Genomic DNA, 17,127 nt, shown 5'->3' on the forward strand with positions numbered 1-17,127 from the left:
GCGACGCGCCCTCAGTCCAGCTGGCCCTGGCAGACGTACTTGATCTGCATGTACTCGGCCAGGCCATGGCGCGATCCTTCGCGGCCGTAACCCGAGTCCTTGACGCCGCCGAACGGGGCCGCCTCGGCGGCCAGCGCGCCCTCGTTGACGCCGACGATGCCGGTCTCCAGCGCGTCGGCCAGGCGCCAGATGCGCCGCACGTCGGTCGAGTAGAAGTAGGCGGCCAGGCCGAACGCGGTCGCATTGGCCGCCGCCACCACCTCGGCCTCGCTGGCGAAGACCGTGATCGGCGCGACCGGCCCGAAGGTTTCCTCGCGAAAGCACGCCATGGTCTCGTCCACCCCCGTCAGCACGGTCGGCGCGTAATAGTGGTCGCCGGCGCAACGGGCCGAGTGGATGCGCTTGCCGCCCACTGCCAGGCGAGCGCCGCGCTCCAGGGCGTCGGCGACGTGATGCTCGATCTTCTCGACGGCGCGCGCGTTGATCATCGGCCCGATCTGCGAAGCCGGGTCGCTGGCCGGCCCGACGACCAGCCCCTCCACCCGCGCCGCCAGCTTGCGGACGAACGCGTCGTGCACGCCGGCCTGCACGAAGATGCGGTTGGGACAGACGCAGGTCTGGCCGCCATTGCGGAACTTGGACACCATCAGGCCCTCGACCGCGGCGTCCAGGTCGGCGTCGTCGAACACAATGAAAGGCGCATTGCCGCCCAGCTCCAGCGAGACCCGCTTCAAGGTGTCGGCGCTGCGCCTGGCCAGATGCTTGCCCACGGGGGTGGAGCCGGTAAAGGTGATCTTGCGCACGCGCGGGTCGTCCAGCCAGGCGTCGGCGACTTCGGCGGCGCGGCCCCGCGAGGCGGTCACGATGTTGAGCACGCCGGGCGGCACCCCCGCCTGCTGCGCCAGGGCCGTCAGCGCCAGCGACGTCAGCGGCGTGTCCTCGGCCGGCTTGCACACGACCGTGCACCCGGCCGCCAGGGCCGGGGCGATCTTGCGGGCGATCATGGCCGCCGGGAAGTTCCACGGCGTGATCGCCGCCACCACGCCGACCGGCTCGCGCAACGCGAACATGCGCCGCCCTTGCGCCGGGCTGGGGATGAGGTCGCCGTCGGCGCGCGTGGCCTCTTCGGCGAACCACTCGACATAACTGGCCGCATAGCTCACCTCGCCGCGAGCCTCGGCCAGCGGCTTGCCCTGCTCCGAGGAAATCAGACGGGCCAGGTCTTCGGCGTTCTCGTGCAACAGGGCATTCCAGCGCTTGATGATCTGCGCGCGGACCTTGGCGGGGGTCCGGCGCCAGTCCGCGAAGGCCTGGTGCGCCGCCGTGACGGCCGCGCCCGCATCGCGCGCGCCGCTGTCGGGCACATGCGCGATCACCTTGCCGGTGGCGGGATCCGCAACCGCGAAGCGCGCGCCCAGCGCCGCTTCGCGCCATTCCGATCCAATCAGGTTGCGGCCAGGCAGCAGCGCGGCGTTGCCGACGGATAAGGACATGAGGTCTTCCTTTGCAATGTGGAGGCGGCGCCGCGGACCGCGGCGCCGGTTTGCCTAGAGCTTGATGCCCGATGCCTGCACGAAACGCTTCCAGCGCTCGACTTCGCCGGTCATGAACGTTCTGGTCTGCGCCAGCGACATGGCCGGCATCAGCGGCGTGCCCTGGCTCTCGAACTGCCTGACCAGCTCCTGGTTCTCGCGGGCCGACTCGAACGCCTTGCCGAGCCGGTCCACGATGCCCTGCGGCGTACCCGCCGGCGCCCACAATCCATTCCAGGTCACGACGGCGAAGTCCTTCTTGAAGATCTCGCTGAGGGTCGGGATGTCCGGCGCCACCGACAGGCGCTGTCCGTTGGTGGTGGCGATGGCGCGCAAGCGTCCGGACTGCACCAGCGGACCGACGACCGACCAGGGATCGACGGCGTAGGTCAGGCGCTTGCCGATGACATCGGCCATGACGCCCTGGGACCCCTGGCGGTACGGCACGTGCAGCACGTCGGGATATCCCAGCTCCATGGCGATCAGCTTGCAGATGATGTGGCTGGACGTCCCCACGCCGTTGGAGCCGTAGCTGACCGCCTGCTGCCCGGCCTTCATGTGCGCGGCGAGGTCGGCCATCGTATGGATGTCGCTGTCGCCGGCCACCACCACGAACACCGGCACGCTGATCGTGACGGCGATGGGCGCGAAGTCGCGTATCGGGTTATACGAGAGATCGGGATAGACGAACGGCGCGATCGCATAGGGCGTGGCGGCGCTGTAGAGCAGCGAGTAGCCGTCGGGCGCCGAACGCGCGATGACCGCCGCGCCCACGTTGCCGCCCGCCCCCGCGCGGTTCTCCACCACCACGGACGCGCCCTTGATCGCCTTGGTGGTGACCTCGGCATACGCGCGGGCCGCGATGTCGGTGCTGCTGCCGGCGGAAAACGGCACCAGGAACTTGATCGGCCGGTCCGGATAGCCGGCCTCGCCGGCCGGCGCCGCCGATGCCAGGCGTGCGGCGCCCAATGCCGCCGGCAGCGCGGCCATCGCGCCCAGGAAGGCTCTTCGGTTGTATCGCATATTGGTATTCCCCTTGCAGAAGTGATGACTGCCCAAGACCGCCGGTACGTGCCGGCCGTTCAATACAGAATGCTGGGTTGCAGGCGCCGCCCGTCGACCAGGCGCGCGTACGAGAACGCGTCCAGCGACAGGTCGGAGCGCCCCCGCGCGATCCATTGCGCAAGGCAGCGGCCGGCTCCCAGGGAGGAGCTGAACCCATGGCCGCTGAAACCGGTACACAAATACAGGCCCGGCATCCGGGCCACGTCGGAAATGACGGGGATGCCGTCGGGCGTGTTGTCGATGACGCCGCCCCAGGCCTGGTCGATCAGGTCGGGCCCCATGCCGGGAAACACGGCCCCCGCGTCCTCGTAGGCGCTGCGCACCAGGGCCATGTCCGGCCCGGGATCCAGCACCCGATGGCGGGCATAGGGAGGCCTGTCGAGGTGGAAGTAGCGAAACTCGTCCCAGCACTGCGCGAAGAACTGCCTGCCGATCGACAATCTGACGTTGGCCTTGCGGGCGCGGTAGAGCGAGCGGAATTTCATGCCGTAGCGCAACAGGTCGGGCACGACGTGCATGGTGCCCCGGCCGCTCTTGGCCAGCGTCAGCCCGCCATCCTCGCGGTGGCGGAACGAGAAATGCGTCGCTCTTGCCGGCGCCGCCCCGCCGGTGTCGAACTGCCTGCTGCGCGAGGCCGAGGAATGCACCTGCAGGATCGGCAAGGGCAGCTTGTGCTTGCGGCAGAACAGCGACGACCAGACGCCGCCGGCCACCACCACCTGGCTGGCGCGCACCAGGCCGCGCTCGGTCTGCACACCGGCCACGCGGCCGCCCTCGACCAGCAGTTCATTGACCGCGCATTGCTGGATGACCTGCGCACCGTTGTCCATGGCGTGGCGCGCCAGCAGCGGAATCGCGCGCGCCGGTTCCGCATAGCCATCGCGCTCGGTACGGATGCCGCCTATCCAGGGCGTCTTGCCCCAGGCGTGGGTGGCGTTGGCCTCGCGCGCCGACAGCATCCGGGCCGGCACGCCGCGCGCGGCGGCGGCCTGCTGCCAGCGCTCCCAGGTCCGCAGCTCGGACGGATCGTCGGTCACGAACACCACGCCGGTCTCGCGAAAGCCCGCATCCACGCCGGTATCGGCCTGCACGCTGCGCCACAGGTCGACGCTCAGCCTGGCCAGCTCCAGCTCGCGGATATCGCGCCCCAGCGTGCGGCACCACCCCCAATTGCGGCTGCTCTGCTCGGCGGCCACCCAGCCCTTCTCGATGACCGCGACCCGCACACCGAGCCGCGTCAGTTCGTGCGCGGTCGCGACCCCGGCCGCGCCCGCGCCGATGATGGCCACATCCACCTCGGCGGGCGGCGTGTGGGGCGTGTCGATGCGCAGCAATGCCTGTTTCAGTTGTTGCATGACGGTATGTATCGGTAGCGTTGCGATCGGCGCCTCAGGCGCTGGCGGCCTGCAGCTGGGGATAGGCCTTGAGCAGTTGCGCGAAAATCTCGTCGATGATTTCCGGCCGTGTGTCCGCAACGTTGCCGCCCAGGCGCTGCTCCAGCGCATCGAAGATCTTGATCTTCAGGAAGTGGCGCCAGATCGGCGCCACGCCGGCAAGGTGATGGGTCATGCGTTCGTAGCGGGCCAGCGTCCAGACCGCCTCGAAGGCGTCGCGGCCGGCGCCGTGGTCATAGTGCGCGACGGCCGGATCGCGCCCAGCCAGTTCGGCGCGCAACCGCGCCGTGGCATCCCGGCTGACCTCGCCGCCCTCGATGACCACGCCATACTGCCCGCGGGCGTTCTCGACCGACACGTAGCCGCAGCGCACGTCGTGCAGCACCCTGGCCGGATCGCGCTCCCAGGGCGAGCCGTAGCCCCCGCCGCCGCAGCCCTCCAGGCGGATCACATCGCCCGGCTGGCACTGGATGAAATCGTGCACGCCCAGGTCCTCCTCGTGCGCGGTGCCGGGGTTGCGCAGGAAGCGCGACACGGTGCCGGCCTTGCCGCCCAGCACGCCCCAGGACGCGAAACGGGACCGGTCGCGGTTGCGCGCGGTGACCGCCGAATTGGGCGTGTACACCTGGAACTCCATGCATGTGCCCAGGCCGCCGCGGTAGCGTCCCGGGCCGCCGCTGTCGGGCACCATGCCGTAGCGGGTGATGCGGATGGGAACTTCGGTTTCGTTGATCTCGACCGGCGTATTGCGCAGGAACGCCACGATGGCCCCGGACGCGTCGGCGCCGTCGCTGTACGGATCGCCGCCCGCGCCGCCGCCCACCGGCCCGATGGCGGCGATGATGGTCTTGCCGTCGCGGTCGGTCGTCTTCACGTTGACGATGCTCATCCCGCCGGCGGGCGAGGCGGGCAGGCGGTCCGGCACCACTTGCGAGAACACCCCCATGGTGGCGTACTGCACCACCTTGCAGGTCAGGCTGCGCATTCCCACCGCCGCCGGCGCCAGCGGATTGACCACCGAGCCCTCCGGCAGGATGCAGCGCGCCACGCGCAGCATGCCGGCATTGAGCAGGATCTCCGGGTTGAGCGAATACAGCACGTAGTTCAGGCCGACCAGGGCCAGCACGTGGCGTTCCTTGCCGCCGGTGGGCATGTTCAGCGACGAGGTCAGCTGCGGATCGCTGCCGGTGAAGTCGAACTCCAGCTCGTCGCCGCGGATGCGCAGGGTGATCGCCACGCGCAGCGGCTTGCCGTTGAGCGAATCCTCGTCGGCGTACTCGGCGAAGAAATATTCGCCGTCAGGCATGGCGCGCACAATGGCGCGCGCCTGCTGCTCCGAATAATCGAGCATCGCCGCCATGCCTTCCTTGAAAGCCTGCAGTCCGAAGCGCTCGATAATCTCGACGATGCGGCGCTCGCCGGTCATGAGCATGGCCGTCTGCGCCTGCAGGTCGCCCCGGTTCTGCTCGGGCGAACGCACGTTGAGCTCCATCAGGCGCATCAGTTCCTCGTTGAGCACGCCGCGGCGCACGATCTTGGTGGGCGGGAAGCGTATCCCTTCCTGGTGCACCTCGGTCAGGGTGCGCGACAGGGACGCCGGCACCGCTCCGCCCATGTCGGTGTTGTGGATATGGCCGCCCACGAAGCACACCATCTCGCCCTGGTAATACACCGGCTTCCACATCATGATGTCGGGCGTATGCGTGGCCACGTAGCCGCTGTACGCGTCGTTGGTCATGCAGATGTCGCCCGGCTCGTAGCCGTCGATCATGTCGATGGCGCCGCTGAAATCCAGGCCCGGGTACCAGGTCGCGCCCAGCGTCTTGGGCGAGGCGAACGTCTGTCCCCGCGGCGTCATGATGGTGCAGGAGAAGTCCTCGGTTTCCTTCACGAACGCGGAGTGCGCGGTGCGCATGAGCGTATGCGCCATGCTTTCCGCGGCGGCCACGCAGTAGTTCGCGAAGATCTGCAGTACGGTTTTGTCGAAGTTCATGTGATGCCCTGTCCAGGTCAGTTCAGCGCGAGCGCGGTGAGTTCCAGGTTGCCGTAGGTATCGACGCGCGCGTCGAAGCCGGGCAGCACGCAGGTGGTGCAATCGTCCTGGGCCACGATGGCGGGACCGCTGAAGGCCTGGCCGGCCAGCAGCTTCTCGCGCCGGTACAGCGGCACGTCGCGGTACTGGCCCTCCAGCCAGATGCGCAGGGTGGATTCGCGCGGCGGCACGCCGGCGCCCTGGGCGATATGGTTGAGCTCGGGCTTGGGCGTCCTGGACGTAATGACCAGCCGCATCGCCACGACCTGCACGCCCGCGCTGGCGTCGCCGTGCCCGTACAGCCGTTCGTGCTCCTTGTGAAAGGCCTGGCTCAGGCTGTCGATGGCGCCCGCCTCCAGCCATGCCCGCTCGACCGGGGTATCGATCTCGAACGACTGGCCGCGATAACGCATGTCGGCGGAAATATCGATCTCGGCGTCCGCGTCGGTGCCGACCTCGGCCACCAGCCACGCGCGTGCCTGCGCCTCCAGCTCGCTGGCCGCCTGGGCCAGCGAGCCCACGGTGGCGGCATTGAGGTCGCAGTACGTGGTGCGCACGAAATCGTTCTTCACATCCGCGATCAGCCCGCCCAGCGCGCTCAGCACGCCCGGCGTGGTGGGCACCAGCAGTTTCTGCACCTTCAGGGCCTTGGCCAGGTAGCAGGCCAGCATCGGGCCGGCGCCGCCGAACGGCATCAGGCTGAACACGCGCGGATCGATGCCGAAGCGCGAAATCACCCGGCTCACGCCCGCGTACATGCTGGACACCGACACATTGACGATGGCCTCGGCGGTCCGCAGCACGTCGGTGCCCAGCTTTTCGGCCAGCGGCTCGATCGACCGGCGCGCCGCCTCGACGTCGACCTGGACCGCGTTGTAGCCCAGTTGCTGCGAGCCGATCACGCCCATGACCGCGAACGCGTCGGTAATGGTGGGTTGGGTACCGCCCTTGCCGTAGCACACCGGCCCGGGCGTGGAACCCGCGCTCTGGGGCCCCACCTTCAGCACGCCCAGTTCGTCCACCCAGGCGATCGACCCGCCGCCGTCGCCCACCGACGACACCGATACCGAGGGAATATGGATCTGGAAGTCGCCGATGTACTCGCCCGTGGCGAACTGCGGCTTGCCGTCGACGATCAGGGCGATATCGGCAGTCGTGCCGCCGATATCCAGGCTCATGCAGTTCGGGATATGGCACAGATCGGCGATGTAGGCCGCGCCGATCACCCCCGAGGCGGTGCCCGACAGGATCATCTGTACGCAATTGGCCTTGCCATGCTCGGCGCTCATCACGCCGCCGTTGGACTTGGTGACCTTGAGGTCCACCGGTACCCCGCTCTCGCGCAGCGCGCCCTGCAGGCTTTCCAGGTAATGCGAGACGCGCGGCTGCACATAGCCGCCGATGGTGGCGGTCAGCGTACGTTCGTATTCGCGGATGATCGGCCAGACCTCATGCGAGCAGGACACGAACATTCCCGGCAGCGCGCGCTGCAGGATCGCCTTGACCTGCCGTTCATGGGCCGGGTTGCGGTAGGCATGCAGCAGCGAGACGACCACGCCTTCGCAGCCGGCCTCGCGCAGCGCCTCGGCCGCCGCCAGCACGCTGGCCTCGTCCACCGGCGCGACCACGCTGCCATCGGCGCCCAGCCGTTCGTCCACGCCGAACACCCGGTCGCGCGAAATCAGCGGCGCCGGCCGCTTGGACATGAGGTGGTACATGTCGGGAATCTTCAGCCGGCCGATGTCCAGCACGTCCTCGAAGTTGCGCGTGGTGATCAGCGCCAGCTTCAAGCCGCGGCGCTGCACCACGGCGTTGACCCCCACCGTCGTGCCGTGCGTGAAGTACGACACCTGGGCCGGATCCAGGCCATGCCGCGCCTTCAGCTGCTCGATGCCAGCCAGGACCTCGCTGCCCGGCGCGTCCGGGCGGGAGAAGACTTTCAGGGTTTGAATTGTTCGCGTGGATTCATCCAGCACGGCAAAGTCCGCGAAGGACCCGCCGATGTCCACTCCGATCCGAAGGCTCATTGGGGCACGTTCCTTAAAGTCGGGAGGCCCGGTGGCGGCCTCCCTGATGTCGATGCGGCCATGTTATGGACTCGCACCCCATATGACTAATTGGATTATCATCATGGTCCATGCAAAATTGATATGACCCATGCTGAACTTTCGCCAGGTCGAGACTTTCCGGGCAGTCATGCTGACGCGCTCCATGACACAGGCGGCCAAGGACCTGCATACCACGCAGCCCAACGTCAGCCGGGTCATCGCCCAGCTGGAGACGCGCATCGGGTTGCGCCTGTTCGAGCGCGTGGCCGGCAAGCTGGTGCCCACGCGCGAAGGCGAGGTGTTCTTTCGCGACGTCGAGATGACGTTCGCGGGCCTGCGCAGCCTGGAAAGCTCCGCCGCCACCCTGCGCAGGCGCGGCACCGGCCACCTGCGCATCTCGGCCGTGCCCTCGCCCGCCCTGGTCACGGTACCCGAGGCCATGCAGCTGTTCGCCGAGCGCTTCCCCGACGTCACGGTGTCCATGCACGTGGCCGACTCGATCACGGTCTGCCAATGGACCGCCGCGGGCTATAGCGACATCGGCGTGGCCTCGGACATATTCAGCAGCCCCGGCATCGGCCACCACGTGGCCAGCGAAGCGCTGGGCGTATGCATCGTCCCGGCCGGCCACCGGCTGGCCGGGATGCCGCGCGCCCTCGCGCCGGCGGATCTGGCCGGCGAGCGCTTTCTATCTCTTTCGCCCAACGACGCCATGCGCAAGGAAATCGACAAGGTCTTCGCCGCCGCGGGCGACCGCCGCATCCTGTCCTGCGAATCGCACTTCGCCGCCGCCATCTGCCACATGGTCGGCCTGGGACTGGGCGTGAGCATCGCCAACCCGGACGTGGCCGACGGCTTTCGCTCGCTGGACATCGCCATCAAGCCGTTCGCGCCGGACATCCGCTTCTCGACGTACCTGGTGTATCCGTCCAGCAGCCCGCTGAGCCTGCTGGCCCAGACCTTCTGCGAATGCTATGAAATCAGCGCCGGCCGCAGGCGGGCGCGGCGCCAGGCGGGCTGAGCCCGCCGCGCCGAAGACGCGGCGCGAACGCAAAAAAGCCGACACCACGTTTGCGGTATCGGCTTTCGCTATGCGCCCCTTCGCTGTACGGCTTGTGGGCTGGCAACGCACATGGCGCCACCCGGGAAATTCGACCAACGGAAGTTGGTCGGGGCGAGAGGATTCGAACCTCCGACTCCTGCGTCCCGAACGCAGTACTCTACCAGGCTGAGCTACGCCCCGATTCTTGCTGTCTTGCTTTTTTCTTCCCCGGCGCCTGGATTTCGATCAACGATCTCTATTCACCGCGAAAGCGCAGAATTCTAGCAGAGATTTTTGATAAAGGGAAACCGGGAAGGCCGACAGCGCCTGTCGGGCAAGTTCGGCCTCGTTTTCGGCGGCCTGGCGCGCATGCGCCAGGGCGTCGGTGGCCTGGATGGCCTGGGCCACCGCGGCGAAGTCGGCCTGGCCGGTCTTGATCGCCTCGCGGATCAGCTCGCGCTGCTCGGGCGTGCCCGTCTCCATGACGCGGATCAGGGGCAGCGTGGGCTTGCCCTCGCGCAGGTCGTCGCCCACGTTCTTGCCCAAGGCGTGGGCATCGCCGCTGTAGTCCAGCACGTCGTCGACCAGCTGGAAGGCGGTGCCGACGTGGCGCCCATAGGCGGCCGCGGCGGTCTCCTGCTCGGGGCTGGCGCCAGCCAGCACCGCACCGACCTGGGCTGCGGCCTCGAACAGCTTGGCGGTCTTGTAGCGCACCACCTGCAGGTAGCGCTCCTGCGACACATCGGGGTCGTGCACGTTGAGCAGCTGCAGCACCTCGCCTTCGGCGATCACCGTGGTGGCCTGCGACAGGATCTGCATGATGCGCATCGAGTCGGCCTCGACCATCATCTCGAACGAGCGCGAATACAGGTAATCGCCCACCAGCACGCTGGCGGCGTTGCCGAACACGGCGTTGGCCGTGTCGCGGCCACGGCGCAGGTCCGACTCGTCGACCACGTCGTCATGCAGCAGCGTGGCGGTGTGGATGAACTCGACGACCGCGGCCAGCAACTGGTGGTGCGTGCCCTGGTAGCCGAGCGCGCGCGCCACCATCAGCACCATGGCGGGCCGCATGCGCTTGCCGCCGGCGCCGATGATGTAGTCGCCGATGGTGCGGATCAGCACGACATCGGAATTCAGCCGGTCGCGGATGACCGCGTCGACAGCCTTCATGTCGTCGGCAATAGGGGCAATCAACTCAGGGAGATTCAAGGCGTATCCGACAGGTAAGGGAGCCGGCCGGCGGCTCGCACACTCATACCCGGCGCACGCAGCGCCGGCACACGTCGGCCGAATTATACGGTCTGCCCAGGACCCGCCGGACCGCTACAGGCCACGGCGGCGCAGATTGGCATAGAGCGCCCGCACGCCGAACGTCCAGGGCGCGATGGCGGTGGCCAGGCCGACGCGATTGACCAGCGCCCCCAGCCGCGGCGAGGCAATGCGTACCAGGTCGCCCGGGCGGTGCGTGAAACCGCGGCCGGCGGCGGCGCGGTCCTGGGTGGGCGAAAACATGGTGCCAAGGAAAAGCATAAACCCATCCGGATACTGATGATGGCCGCCGCAGGTCTGGCGCACCAGTTCGAGCGGGTCGCGGCTGATCTCGCGCATGTGGCTCGTGGCGTCCAGCACGAAACCGTCCTCCTGCCCCTCGATGCGCAGCCGCACGTCGGCGCGGCGCACATCGCCCAGTCCGTAGCCGGCGTCGAACAGGCGCACGAACGGCCCCATGGCACACGAGCCGTTGTTGTCCTTGGCCCGGTTCTGCAGCAGCGCGCTGCGCGCCTCGACATCGCGCAGGTTGACGTCGTTGCCCAGGGTCGCGCCCACCGCCTGGCCGCGCGCGTCCACCGCCAGCACGATCTCCGGCTCCGGGTTGTTCCACTCGGACTCCGGCAACAGCCCGATCCAGGACCCATATCCCACCGAGGCCATGGGCGGCGCCTTGGAAAACACCTCGGCATCGGGGCCGAGTCCCACTTCGAGATATGGCGACCACATTCCCCGCGCCCGCAGGACGGCCTTCAGGCGCGCCGCCTCGGGCGAACCCGGCCGCAACTGCGACAGGTCGGTGCCGATCAGCCCGGCGATGCGCTCGCGCACCGCCGCGGCGCGACCGGCGTCGCCGCCGGCCTGTTCCGCGCCTATCCGCTCGACCAGGCTGGCCGCGAAGGTCGCGCCGGCGGCCTTGACCGGCTGCAGGTCGCACGGGGCCAGCATCGCCCCGGCGGCGCGGCCGGCCAGCCAATCGGCCGCCGGCCCCAGGCATTCGCCGGCGGCATTGCGCGCCAGCGCAACGCGGTCGCCGCGATCGAGCAGGTCGGCCAGCGTCGGCGTCACCGCGGTCAGGTCGTACAGCCGCCCGCCCCGCACCGCCACCACGCATGGCCCGTCGACGGGCGCCGGCCGCCACACGCGGCCAACCAGCAAGGCGCGCTCCAGGTCTTCGGGCAAGTCGTCATGAGGTACCGCCATGGCCAGCAATCTCCAAGAGGACGCCGGGGCATCGCCGGGCCGTTGCAAACGGCAGGGCCGCCAGGAAGAATCGCGCGAGTCTAGGGCCGCACCCGGCGCCGCGCAAGACCGCGCCCGCGGCGATTGGACGCCGCGCCTGTGGCCCGCACGCCACAGCGCGCGGGCCGCCGCAGCCCTCTCCCGCCGCCCTAAGCCCTTAGCCCAGCACGGCTTTTTGACTTTTCCACAGGCGCGGACTAGAATCGTCGATTCGGTCTTTGGCCGAATTGCGCCTGGATTGCCCGCACCGCACGGTGCCTGGATGGGCATTACTGGGAAACACGCGGGTGCGCCGGCCAAGCCTTGCGCACCTTGCGAGAGCCAGTGTTGCACCGCAGGCCATGCAAATGCCTGCAATCCACATTTCAATTTAAGGATATATCCCATGTACGCGGTCATAAAAACCGGCGGCAAGCAGTATCGCGTTGCCACCGGCGAAAAACTCAAGGTAGAACAGATACCTGCTGACATTGGGCAAGAAATCACCCTGGACCAAGTGCTGTCCGTGGGCGAAGGCGACCAGCTGAAAGTTGGCACGCCGCTCGTCTCCGGCGCCGTGGTCAAGGCGACGGTTCTTGCACATGGCCGGCACGACAAGATCAAGATCTTCAAGATGCGCCGTCGCAAGCACTACCAGAAGCACCAAGGCCACCGTCAGAACTACACCGAGATCCGCATCGAAGCCATCACGGCTTGATACGGCCCGGTACCTAATTAGCAGGAGCTAAACATGGCACAGAAAAAGGGCGGCGGTTCTACCCGGAACGGCCGCGACTCGGAATCGAAACGACTGGGCGTCAAGGTGTATGGCGGCCAAAGCATCCTGGCTGGCTCGATCATCGTGCGCCAGCGTGGCACCCGCTTTCACCCCGGCGTGAACGTCGGCGTGGGCAAGGACCACACCCTGTTTGCCCTGGCCAACGGCAAGGTGCACTTCAGCGTCAAGGGCGCCCTGAACAAACCCACCGTCTCGGTGGTCGCCGCCGAGTAATCGGCTGCGCGTTCCCCGGAACGGCGAGCCCTGCCGCACGCGGCAGGGCTTTTTGTTTTCAGGCAGAATAGCCGGAACCGCACGGCCGCGCCGCCGCGGCGCAACATCCGCCCGCCTGGCGGGCAGACACCGAATAGCCACCAAAGATCATGAAATTCGTAGACGAAGCCACCATTGAAGTCATCGCCGGCAAGGGCGGCAATGGCGTGGCCAGCTTTCGGCGCGAAAAATTCATCCCCAAGGGCGGCCCGGACGGCGGCGACGGCGGGCGCGGCGGCAGCATCTATGCCGTGGCCGACCGCAATATCAACACCCTGATCGACTTCCGCTACGCCCGCCTGCATCGCGCCAAGAACGGCGAGAACGGCCGCGGCTCGGACCAATACGGGGCAGCGGCCCCCGACATCACCCTGCGCGTGCCGGTGGGCACCGTGGTGCACGACGCCGATACCGGCGAGGTGCTGTTCGACCTGGACCGGCACGACCAGAAGGTCACGCTGGCCGCGGGCGGCGCCGGCGGCATGGGCAACATCCATTTCAAGTCCAGCACCAATCGCGCGCCGCGCCAATGGACGCCCGGCAAGGAAGGCGAACAGCGCCGCCTGCGCATGGAGCTCAAGGTGCTGGCCGACGTCGGCCTGCTCGGGCTGCCCAATGCCGGCAAGTCGACGCTGATCAGCCGCATTTCGAACGCGCGGCCCAAGATCGCCGACTACCCCTTCACGACGCTGCACCCCAACCTGGGCGTGGTGCGCACCTCGCCCTCGCGCAGCTTCGTGGTGGCGGACATTCCCGGCCTGATCGAAGGCGCCTCCGAGGGCGCCGGCCTGGGCCACCTGTTCCTGCGCCACCTGGCGCGCACGCGCGTATTGCTGCACCTGGTCGATATCTCCAGCCCCGACCCGGAAGCCGATCCCATCGAGCAGGCGGTCGTCGATGCCAACGCCATCGTCGAAGAACTGCGCCGCTACGATCCCGAGCTGGCCGCCAAGCCCCGCTGGCTGGTGCTCAACAAGCTGGACATGGTGCCCGACGCCCAGGACGCCCAGCAGCGCTTCTGCGCCGAATTCGGCTGGACCGGCCCGGTCTTCGCGATCTCCGGCCTCAACGGCGAAGGCACCCAGGACCTGATCTGGGCCCTGCAGGACTACCTCGACGCCGAAAAGCGCAAGGACCAGGACGCCCAGGACCAGGCCGACGGCACCTATGTGTTCGAAGATCCGCGTTTCGACGCCAGCCGTGGCGGCGCCGCGCCCGCCACGCCGCCTGGCGGTGACGAATAACCCTTTCCCGCACTCCGTCACCCGCCGCGCATCGCGCGGCAGCCCTCGAAACGCCACACCGGTCATCGCCATGACTGCCCAAACCTCTGCCGTTTCTGTCATTTCCGCGGCCAATCGGCTGGTCGCCAAAGTGGGTTCCTCGCTGGTCACCAACGAAGGCCGGGGCCTCGATCGCGCCGCGGTAGGCCACTGGGCAGCCCAGATCGCCGCCCTGCACCAGCAGGGCAAGCAGGTCGTGCTGGTTTCCAGCGGCGCCATTGCCGAAGGCATGGCGCGGCTGGGCTGGCGCAAGCGCCCTTCGGCCATGCACGAATTGCAGGCCGCCGCCGCCGTGGGCCAGATGGGCCTGTGCCAGGCTTACGAAGCCGCCTTCGCCGAGTTCGGCCTGCGCACCGCGCAGATCCTGCTCACCCACGAAGACCTGGCCGACCGGCACCGCTACCTGAATGCGCGCTCGACCCTGTTCGCCCTGCTGCGCCTGGGCGTGGTGCCCATCGTCAACGAAAACGACACCGTCGTCACCGACGAAATCCGCTTCGGCGACAACGACACCCTGGGCGCCCTGGTCACCAACCTGATCGAAGCCGATGCGCTCATCATCCTGACCGACCAGCGCGGCCTGTACGAAGCCGACCCGCGCCGCGACCCGGCCGCGCGCTTCGTGGCGCATGCGCAAGCCGGCGATGCCGCCCTGGAAGCCATGGCCGGCGGCGCCGGCAGCGGCGTGGGCACCGGCGGCATGCTCACCAAGATCCTGGCGGCCAAGCGGGCCGCCCACAGCGGCGCCCATACCGTCATCGCATCAGGCCGCGAACGCAATGTGCTGACCCGCCTGGCGCAAGGCGAATGCATCGGCACGGAATTGCGCGCGGTCCTGCCGGTATGGTCGGCGCGCAAGCAATGGCTGGCCGACCACCTGCGCCTGCGCGGCCGCGTGGTGCTCGATGATGGCGCCGTGCATGCCCTGCTGCACGAGGGCAAGAGCCTGCTGCCCATCGGCGTGGCCGAAGTCCAGGGCGAGTTCGAGCGCGGCGACGTCGTGGCCTGCGTCGACATGCATGGACGCGAGTGCGCGCGCGGCCTGATCAATTATTCGTCGGCCGATACCCGGCGCATCCTGCGCCAGCCGTCGAGCCAGATCGCGCGCATCCTGGGCAGCATGACAGACCCGGAACTGATGCACCGCGACAACCTGGTCGTCACCTGAGCCGCTGGACTGTCCGGCAACACCAACCAACATGCCGGACAAGCCCCTCCGATTTGTCCTGTATTCCTGACCGCCCATGGCGTGCCAGGTGTAGGCCAGTTCCGTGCGCGCCCGATGCCCCGGATTGTTTATCAGGCAGTACGAGCGGCGGCTTCGCGCAGCAAGTCAGCCCGCGTCGCTGTCGGCGATGAACAGGTACCCCCAGCGGCGCACCGACAGCAAGGGCAGATTGATGCCCATGCGCTGCGCCTTGGCGCGCAGACGCGAGACCATGACGTCGACGTTGCGCGACAGGCCCGCGGCCGCGTCATACGACGCGGCATGCGAAGAATTGGCCGTCCACGAAGGCAGCACCTCGGACGAGACAGGCGCGCCATCCTGAACGCCGCGCTGCCTGAAACCGCAGGCAAGCTGCTGGCGCGCCAGGCGATGGCCGGGAGCGGCCAGCAAGCGCGCCATGAACTCGCGCTCGGCGACGGTCAGGGGCAGGCGCACGCCGCCAGGCCCGGCCAGGACCCGGCCGGCATTGCTGAGGTACCAGGCGCTGGCCGCGGCGGCCGAGGCCGTGCCCCGGCGCGCGAACGCATCCACCATCGCGGCCACCTCTTCGACCTGCGTCTCGATCGGCCAGCACAGGTCGACGCCGGCGCGCATCATGGCGATACGCTCCGGCAGGCCGCCCTCGGACAGCAAGGCCACCACCACCGCGGCGGGCACGCTGGTGCGGGTGGTGCGAACCAGGCCGGACAGCGTGCCGGCCACGCCGCACAGAGCCACCGCATCGGGCGGGTGCATGGCCAGCAGCCGCGCCAGCGCATGCTGGCCCTCGCACCAGTCGACGATCCAGCCGGCCTGCCGCCAGCCAGCCTCGAGCTGGACGCGCGCTTCGATCATCACGCTGCTGAACGCCAACAATATGCGGCCGGCGCAGGAATCGTCAGGAATGGAATAGGTGGACATTTCAACACTAACGTAATAAATTCAACCACCATAGTGCTTGATTCGCACGATTCAATCAGGCCGTGAAGACATTCTCAGACCGATTGAAACATGCGCGGGCACTGCGTTCGCTAACGCAACAGGATCTGGCGCGCGCCAGCGGCCTGTCGCAAAGCGCGGTAGCCAGCTACGAGAACGGCCAACGGCAATCCAGCCGTTCGGTTCGCAAGCTGGCGGCCGCCCTGCAGGTGAACCTGGACTGGCTGGAGACCGGCAAGGGCTCGATGGAAAGCCTGGCCGACTACAGCGCTTCGCCCGCTGGCGGCGCTTACTACCTGATGGAACCGGGCAGTGGCGAAGCGCCGCCGCGCGCGCTGCCGCCGTGGCCGTTCACGACCATTGCGCGTGCGCAGTACGAAGCACTGGCCGCCCGCGACAAACGCCTGCTTGAACAGATGCTGCGCAGCTTTGTCGAAGCCTGCCATGCCGAATACGCCGACGGCCGCGGCCGCGCGCGCAAGCACTGATGCAAATGCTGATGCCGGTGTGCGCCGCCCGCCTGCCTGGAACCGAAGCCCGAGCATATCAACACCAAGGTAATTTTCCAACTACCATCGTACTGGATTGGCAAGATTCAATCGGCTAGTGAAGAAATTTTCGGACCGATTGAAGCATGCTCGGCGACTGCGCCAGCTCTCGCAAGAAAACCTGGCGCACATCAGCGGTCTGTCGCAAAGCGCCGTGGCCAGCTACGAAAACGGCCTGCGCCAATCCAGCCGCTCGATCCGCAAGCTGGCGATCGCCCTGCAGGTAAACCTGGACTGGCTCGAAACCGGCGCGGGCCCGATGGAGCTCGAAGCCTACCCCAGCGGCCCGGCTGCCTGGCGCCCCGGCCTGATGGAGCCGGGCGGCGAACGTGCTGCCGCGCCGTGGCCGTTTCGCGCCGTCGCCCACGCCCGCTACCAGGCGCTCAGCGCCCGCGACAAGCTGCTGCTCGAACAGCTCGTGCGCACCTTCATCGACGCCTGCCATGCCGACTACGGCCGCGCGCCGCCGTGGCCGCGCGAGCGCTGAACGCGG

15 protein-coding genes and 1 tRNA gene are annotated in these 17,127 nt (G+C 68.1%); 7 read left to right on the forward strand and 9 right to left on the reverse strand.

Going from position 1 to position 17,127, the window contains the following annotated elements:
* Positions 1-11 precede the first annotated feature (11 nt).
* Genes EL288_RS22580 through EL288_RS22600 form a run of 5 tightly spaced genes read right to left on the reverse strand, consistent with a single transcriptional unit; the run spans position 12 to position 8,050 of the window.
* Positions 12-1,493, reverse strand: coding sequence for an NAD-dependent succinate-semialdehyde dehydrogenase (locus tag EL288_RS22580; RefSeq protein WP_010929993.1), 1,482 nt, complete (start codon positions 1,491-1,493; stop codon positions 12-14).
* A 54-nt stretch (positions 1,494-1,547) separates the two neighbouring features.
* Entirely contained in the window at positions 1,548-2,555 is a 1,008-nt protein-coding gene (locus EL288_RS22585; protein WP_225665612.1) for a Bug family tripartite tricarboxylate transporter substrate binding protein, read from the reverse strand.
* A 59-nt stretch (positions 2,556-2,614) separates the two neighbouring features.
* On the reverse strand, positions 2,615-3,952 hold the full coding sequence (locus tag EL288_RS22590; RefSeq protein ID WP_003807475.1) for an NAD(P)/FAD-dependent oxidoreductase: 1,338 nt from the start codon (positions 3,950-3,952) through the stop codon (positions 2,615-2,617).
* A gap of 34 nt (positions 3,953-3,986) precedes the next feature.
* A complete protein-coding gene (locus EL288_RS22595) occupies positions 3,987-5,984 on the reverse strand; it encodes a hydantoinase B/oxoprolinase family protein (RefSeq protein ID WP_015064681.1) in 1,998 nt (665 codons plus the stop codon).
* A 17-nt stretch (positions 5,985-6,001) separates the two neighbouring features.
* Entirely contained in the window at positions 6,002-8,050 is a 2,049-nt protein-coding gene (locus tag EL288_RS22600) for a hydantoinase/oxoprolinase family protein (RefSeq protein ID WP_003807471.1), read from the reverse strand.
* A 130-nt stretch (positions 8,051-8,180) separates the two neighbouring features.
* On the opposite strand from EL288_RS22600, the gene EL288_RS22605 reads away from it, so the two are divergent.
* Entirely contained in the window at positions 8,181-9,092 is a 912-nt protein-coding gene (locus EL288_RS22605; RefSeq protein ID WP_033458475.1) for a LysR substrate-binding domain-containing protein, read from the forward strand.
* 145 nt (positions 9,093-9,237) lie between these two features.
* On the opposite strand, the gene EL288_RS22610 is transcribed toward EL288_RS22605, so the two are convergent.
* The 3 genes from EL288_RS22610 to EL288_RS22620 form a co-directional block, all read right to left on the reverse strand.
* A tRNA-Pro gene (locus EL288_RS22610) sits at positions 9,238-9,314 on the reverse strand.
* Between the two features lie 45 nt (positions 9,315-9,359).
* Positions 9,360-10,325 carry an octaprenyl diphosphate synthase gene (ispB, locus tag EL288_RS22615; RefSeq protein ID WP_003807467.1) on the reverse strand — a complete coding sequence of 322 codons (966 nt, stop codon included), beginning with the start codon at positions 10,323-10,325 and terminating at the stop codon, positions 9,360-9,362.
* A 114-nt stretch (positions 10,326-10,439) separates the two neighbouring features.
* Entirely contained in the window at positions 10,440-11,588 is a 1,149-nt protein-coding gene (locus EL288_RS22620) for a fumarylacetoacetate hydrolase family protein (protein WP_033458478.1), read from the reverse strand.
* Between the two features lie 424 nt (positions 11,589-12,012).
* On the opposite strand from EL288_RS22620, the gene rplU reads away from it, so the two are divergent.
* From rplU to proB, 4 genes are all read left to right on the forward strand, one after another.
* A complete protein-coding gene (rplU, locus tag EL288_RS22625) occupies positions 12,013-12,324 on the forward strand; it encodes a 50S ribosomal protein L21 (RefSeq protein ID WP_003807462.1) in 312 nt (103 codons plus the stop codon).
* Between the two features lie 33 nt (positions 12,325-12,357).
* On the forward strand, positions 12,358-12,618 hold the full coding sequence (rpmA, locus tag EL288_RS22630) for a 50S ribosomal protein L27 (protein ID WP_003807460.1): 261 nt from the start codon (positions 12,358-12,360) through the stop codon (positions 12,616-12,618).
* Between the two features lie 149 nt (positions 12,619-12,767).
* Complete coding sequence (gene obgE / locus EL288_RS22635) at positions 12,768-13,901, forward strand: GTPase ObgE (protein ID WP_003807459.1); 1,134 nt, start codon at positions 12,768-12,770, stop codon at positions 13,899-13,901.
* Positions 13,902-13,971: 70 nt separating this feature from the next.
* Positions 13,972-15,108, forward strand: a complete 1,137-nt coding sequence (gene proB, locus EL288_RS22640) for a glutamate 5-kinase (protein WP_003807457.1) — start codon at positions 13,972-13,974, stop codon at positions 15,106-15,108.
* 165 nt (positions 15,109-15,273) lie between these two features.
* On the opposite strand, the gene EL288_RS22645 is transcribed toward proB, so the two are convergent.
* A complete protein-coding gene (locus EL288_RS22645) occupies positions 15,274-16,068 on the reverse strand; it encodes a response regulator transcription factor (protein WP_010925762.1) in 795 nt (264 codons plus the stop codon).
* A gap of 62 nt (positions 16,069-16,130) precedes the next feature.
* Between EL288_RS22645 and EL288_RS22650 the strand changes: the two genes are divergently transcribed.
* Both EL288_RS22650 and EL288_RS22655 read left to right on the forward strand, forming a co-directional pair.
* Positions 16,131-16,574 (forward strand): helix-turn-helix domain-containing protein, encoded by a 444-nt coding sequence (locus EL288_RS22650; protein WP_003807452.1) that lies wholly within the window; start codon positions 16,131-16,133, stop codon positions 16,572-16,574.
* 118 nt (positions 16,575-16,692) lie between these two features.
* Positions 16,693-17,121, forward strand: coding sequence for a helix-turn-helix domain-containing protein (locus tag EL288_RS22655; RefSeq protein WP_162835031.1), 429 nt, complete (start codon positions 16,693-16,695; stop codon positions 17,119-17,121).
* Positions 17,122-17,127 lie beyond the last annotated feature (6 nt).

The organism is Bordetella bronchiseptica, assembly GCF_900636925.1.
Taxonomy (GTDB): Bacteria; Pseudomonadota; Gammaproteobacteria; order Burkholderiales; family Burkholderiaceae_B; genus Bordetella; species Bordetella pertussis.

Coding starts and splice junctions, on each gene's coding strand:
- EL288_RS22580 (WP_010929993.1), bottom strand. CDS start 1,493: ATGTCCTTATCCGTCGGCAACGCCGCGCTGCTGCCTGGCCGCAACCTG.
- EL288_RS22585 (WP_225665612.1), bottom strand. CDS start 2,555: ATGCGATACAACCGAAGAGCCTTCCTGGGCGCGATGGCCGCGCTGCCG.
- EL288_RS22590 (WP_003807475.1), bottom strand. CDS start 3,952: ATGCAACAACTGAAACAGGCATTGCTGCGCATCGACACGCCCCACACG.
- EL288_RS22595 (WP_015064681.1), bottom strand. CDS start 5,984: ATGAACTTCGACAAAACCGTACTGCAGATCTTCGCGAACTACTGCGTG.
- EL288_RS22600 (WP_003807471.1), bottom strand. CDS start 8,050: ATGAGCCTTCGGATCGGAGTGGACATCGGCGGGTCCTTCGCGGACTTT.
- EL288_RS22605 (WP_033458475.1), top strand. CDS start 8,181: ATGCTGAACTTTCGCCAGGTCGAGACTTTCCGGGCAGTCATGCTGACG.
- EL288_RS22620 (WP_033458478.1), bottom strand. CDS start 11,588: ATGGCGGTACCTCATGACGACTTGCCCGAAGACCTGGAGCGCGCCTTG.
- rplU (WP_003807462.1), top strand. CDS start 12,013: ATGTACGCGGTCATAAAAACCGGCGGCAAGCAGTATCGCGTTGCCACC.
- rpmA (WP_003807460.1), top strand. CDS start 12,358: ATGGCACAGAAAAAGGGCGGCGGTTCTACCCGGAACGGCCGCGACTCG.
- obgE (WP_003807459.1), top strand. CDS start 12,768: ATGAAATTCGTAGACGAAGCCACCATTGAAGTCATCGCCGGCAAGGGC.
- proB (WP_003807457.1), top strand. CDS start 13,972: ATGACTGCCCAAACCTCTGCCGTTTCTGTCATTTCCGCGGCCAATCGG.
- EL288_RS22645 (WP_010925762.1), bottom strand. CDS start 16,068: ATGTCCACCTATTCCATTCCTGACGATTCCTGCGCCGGCCGCATATTG.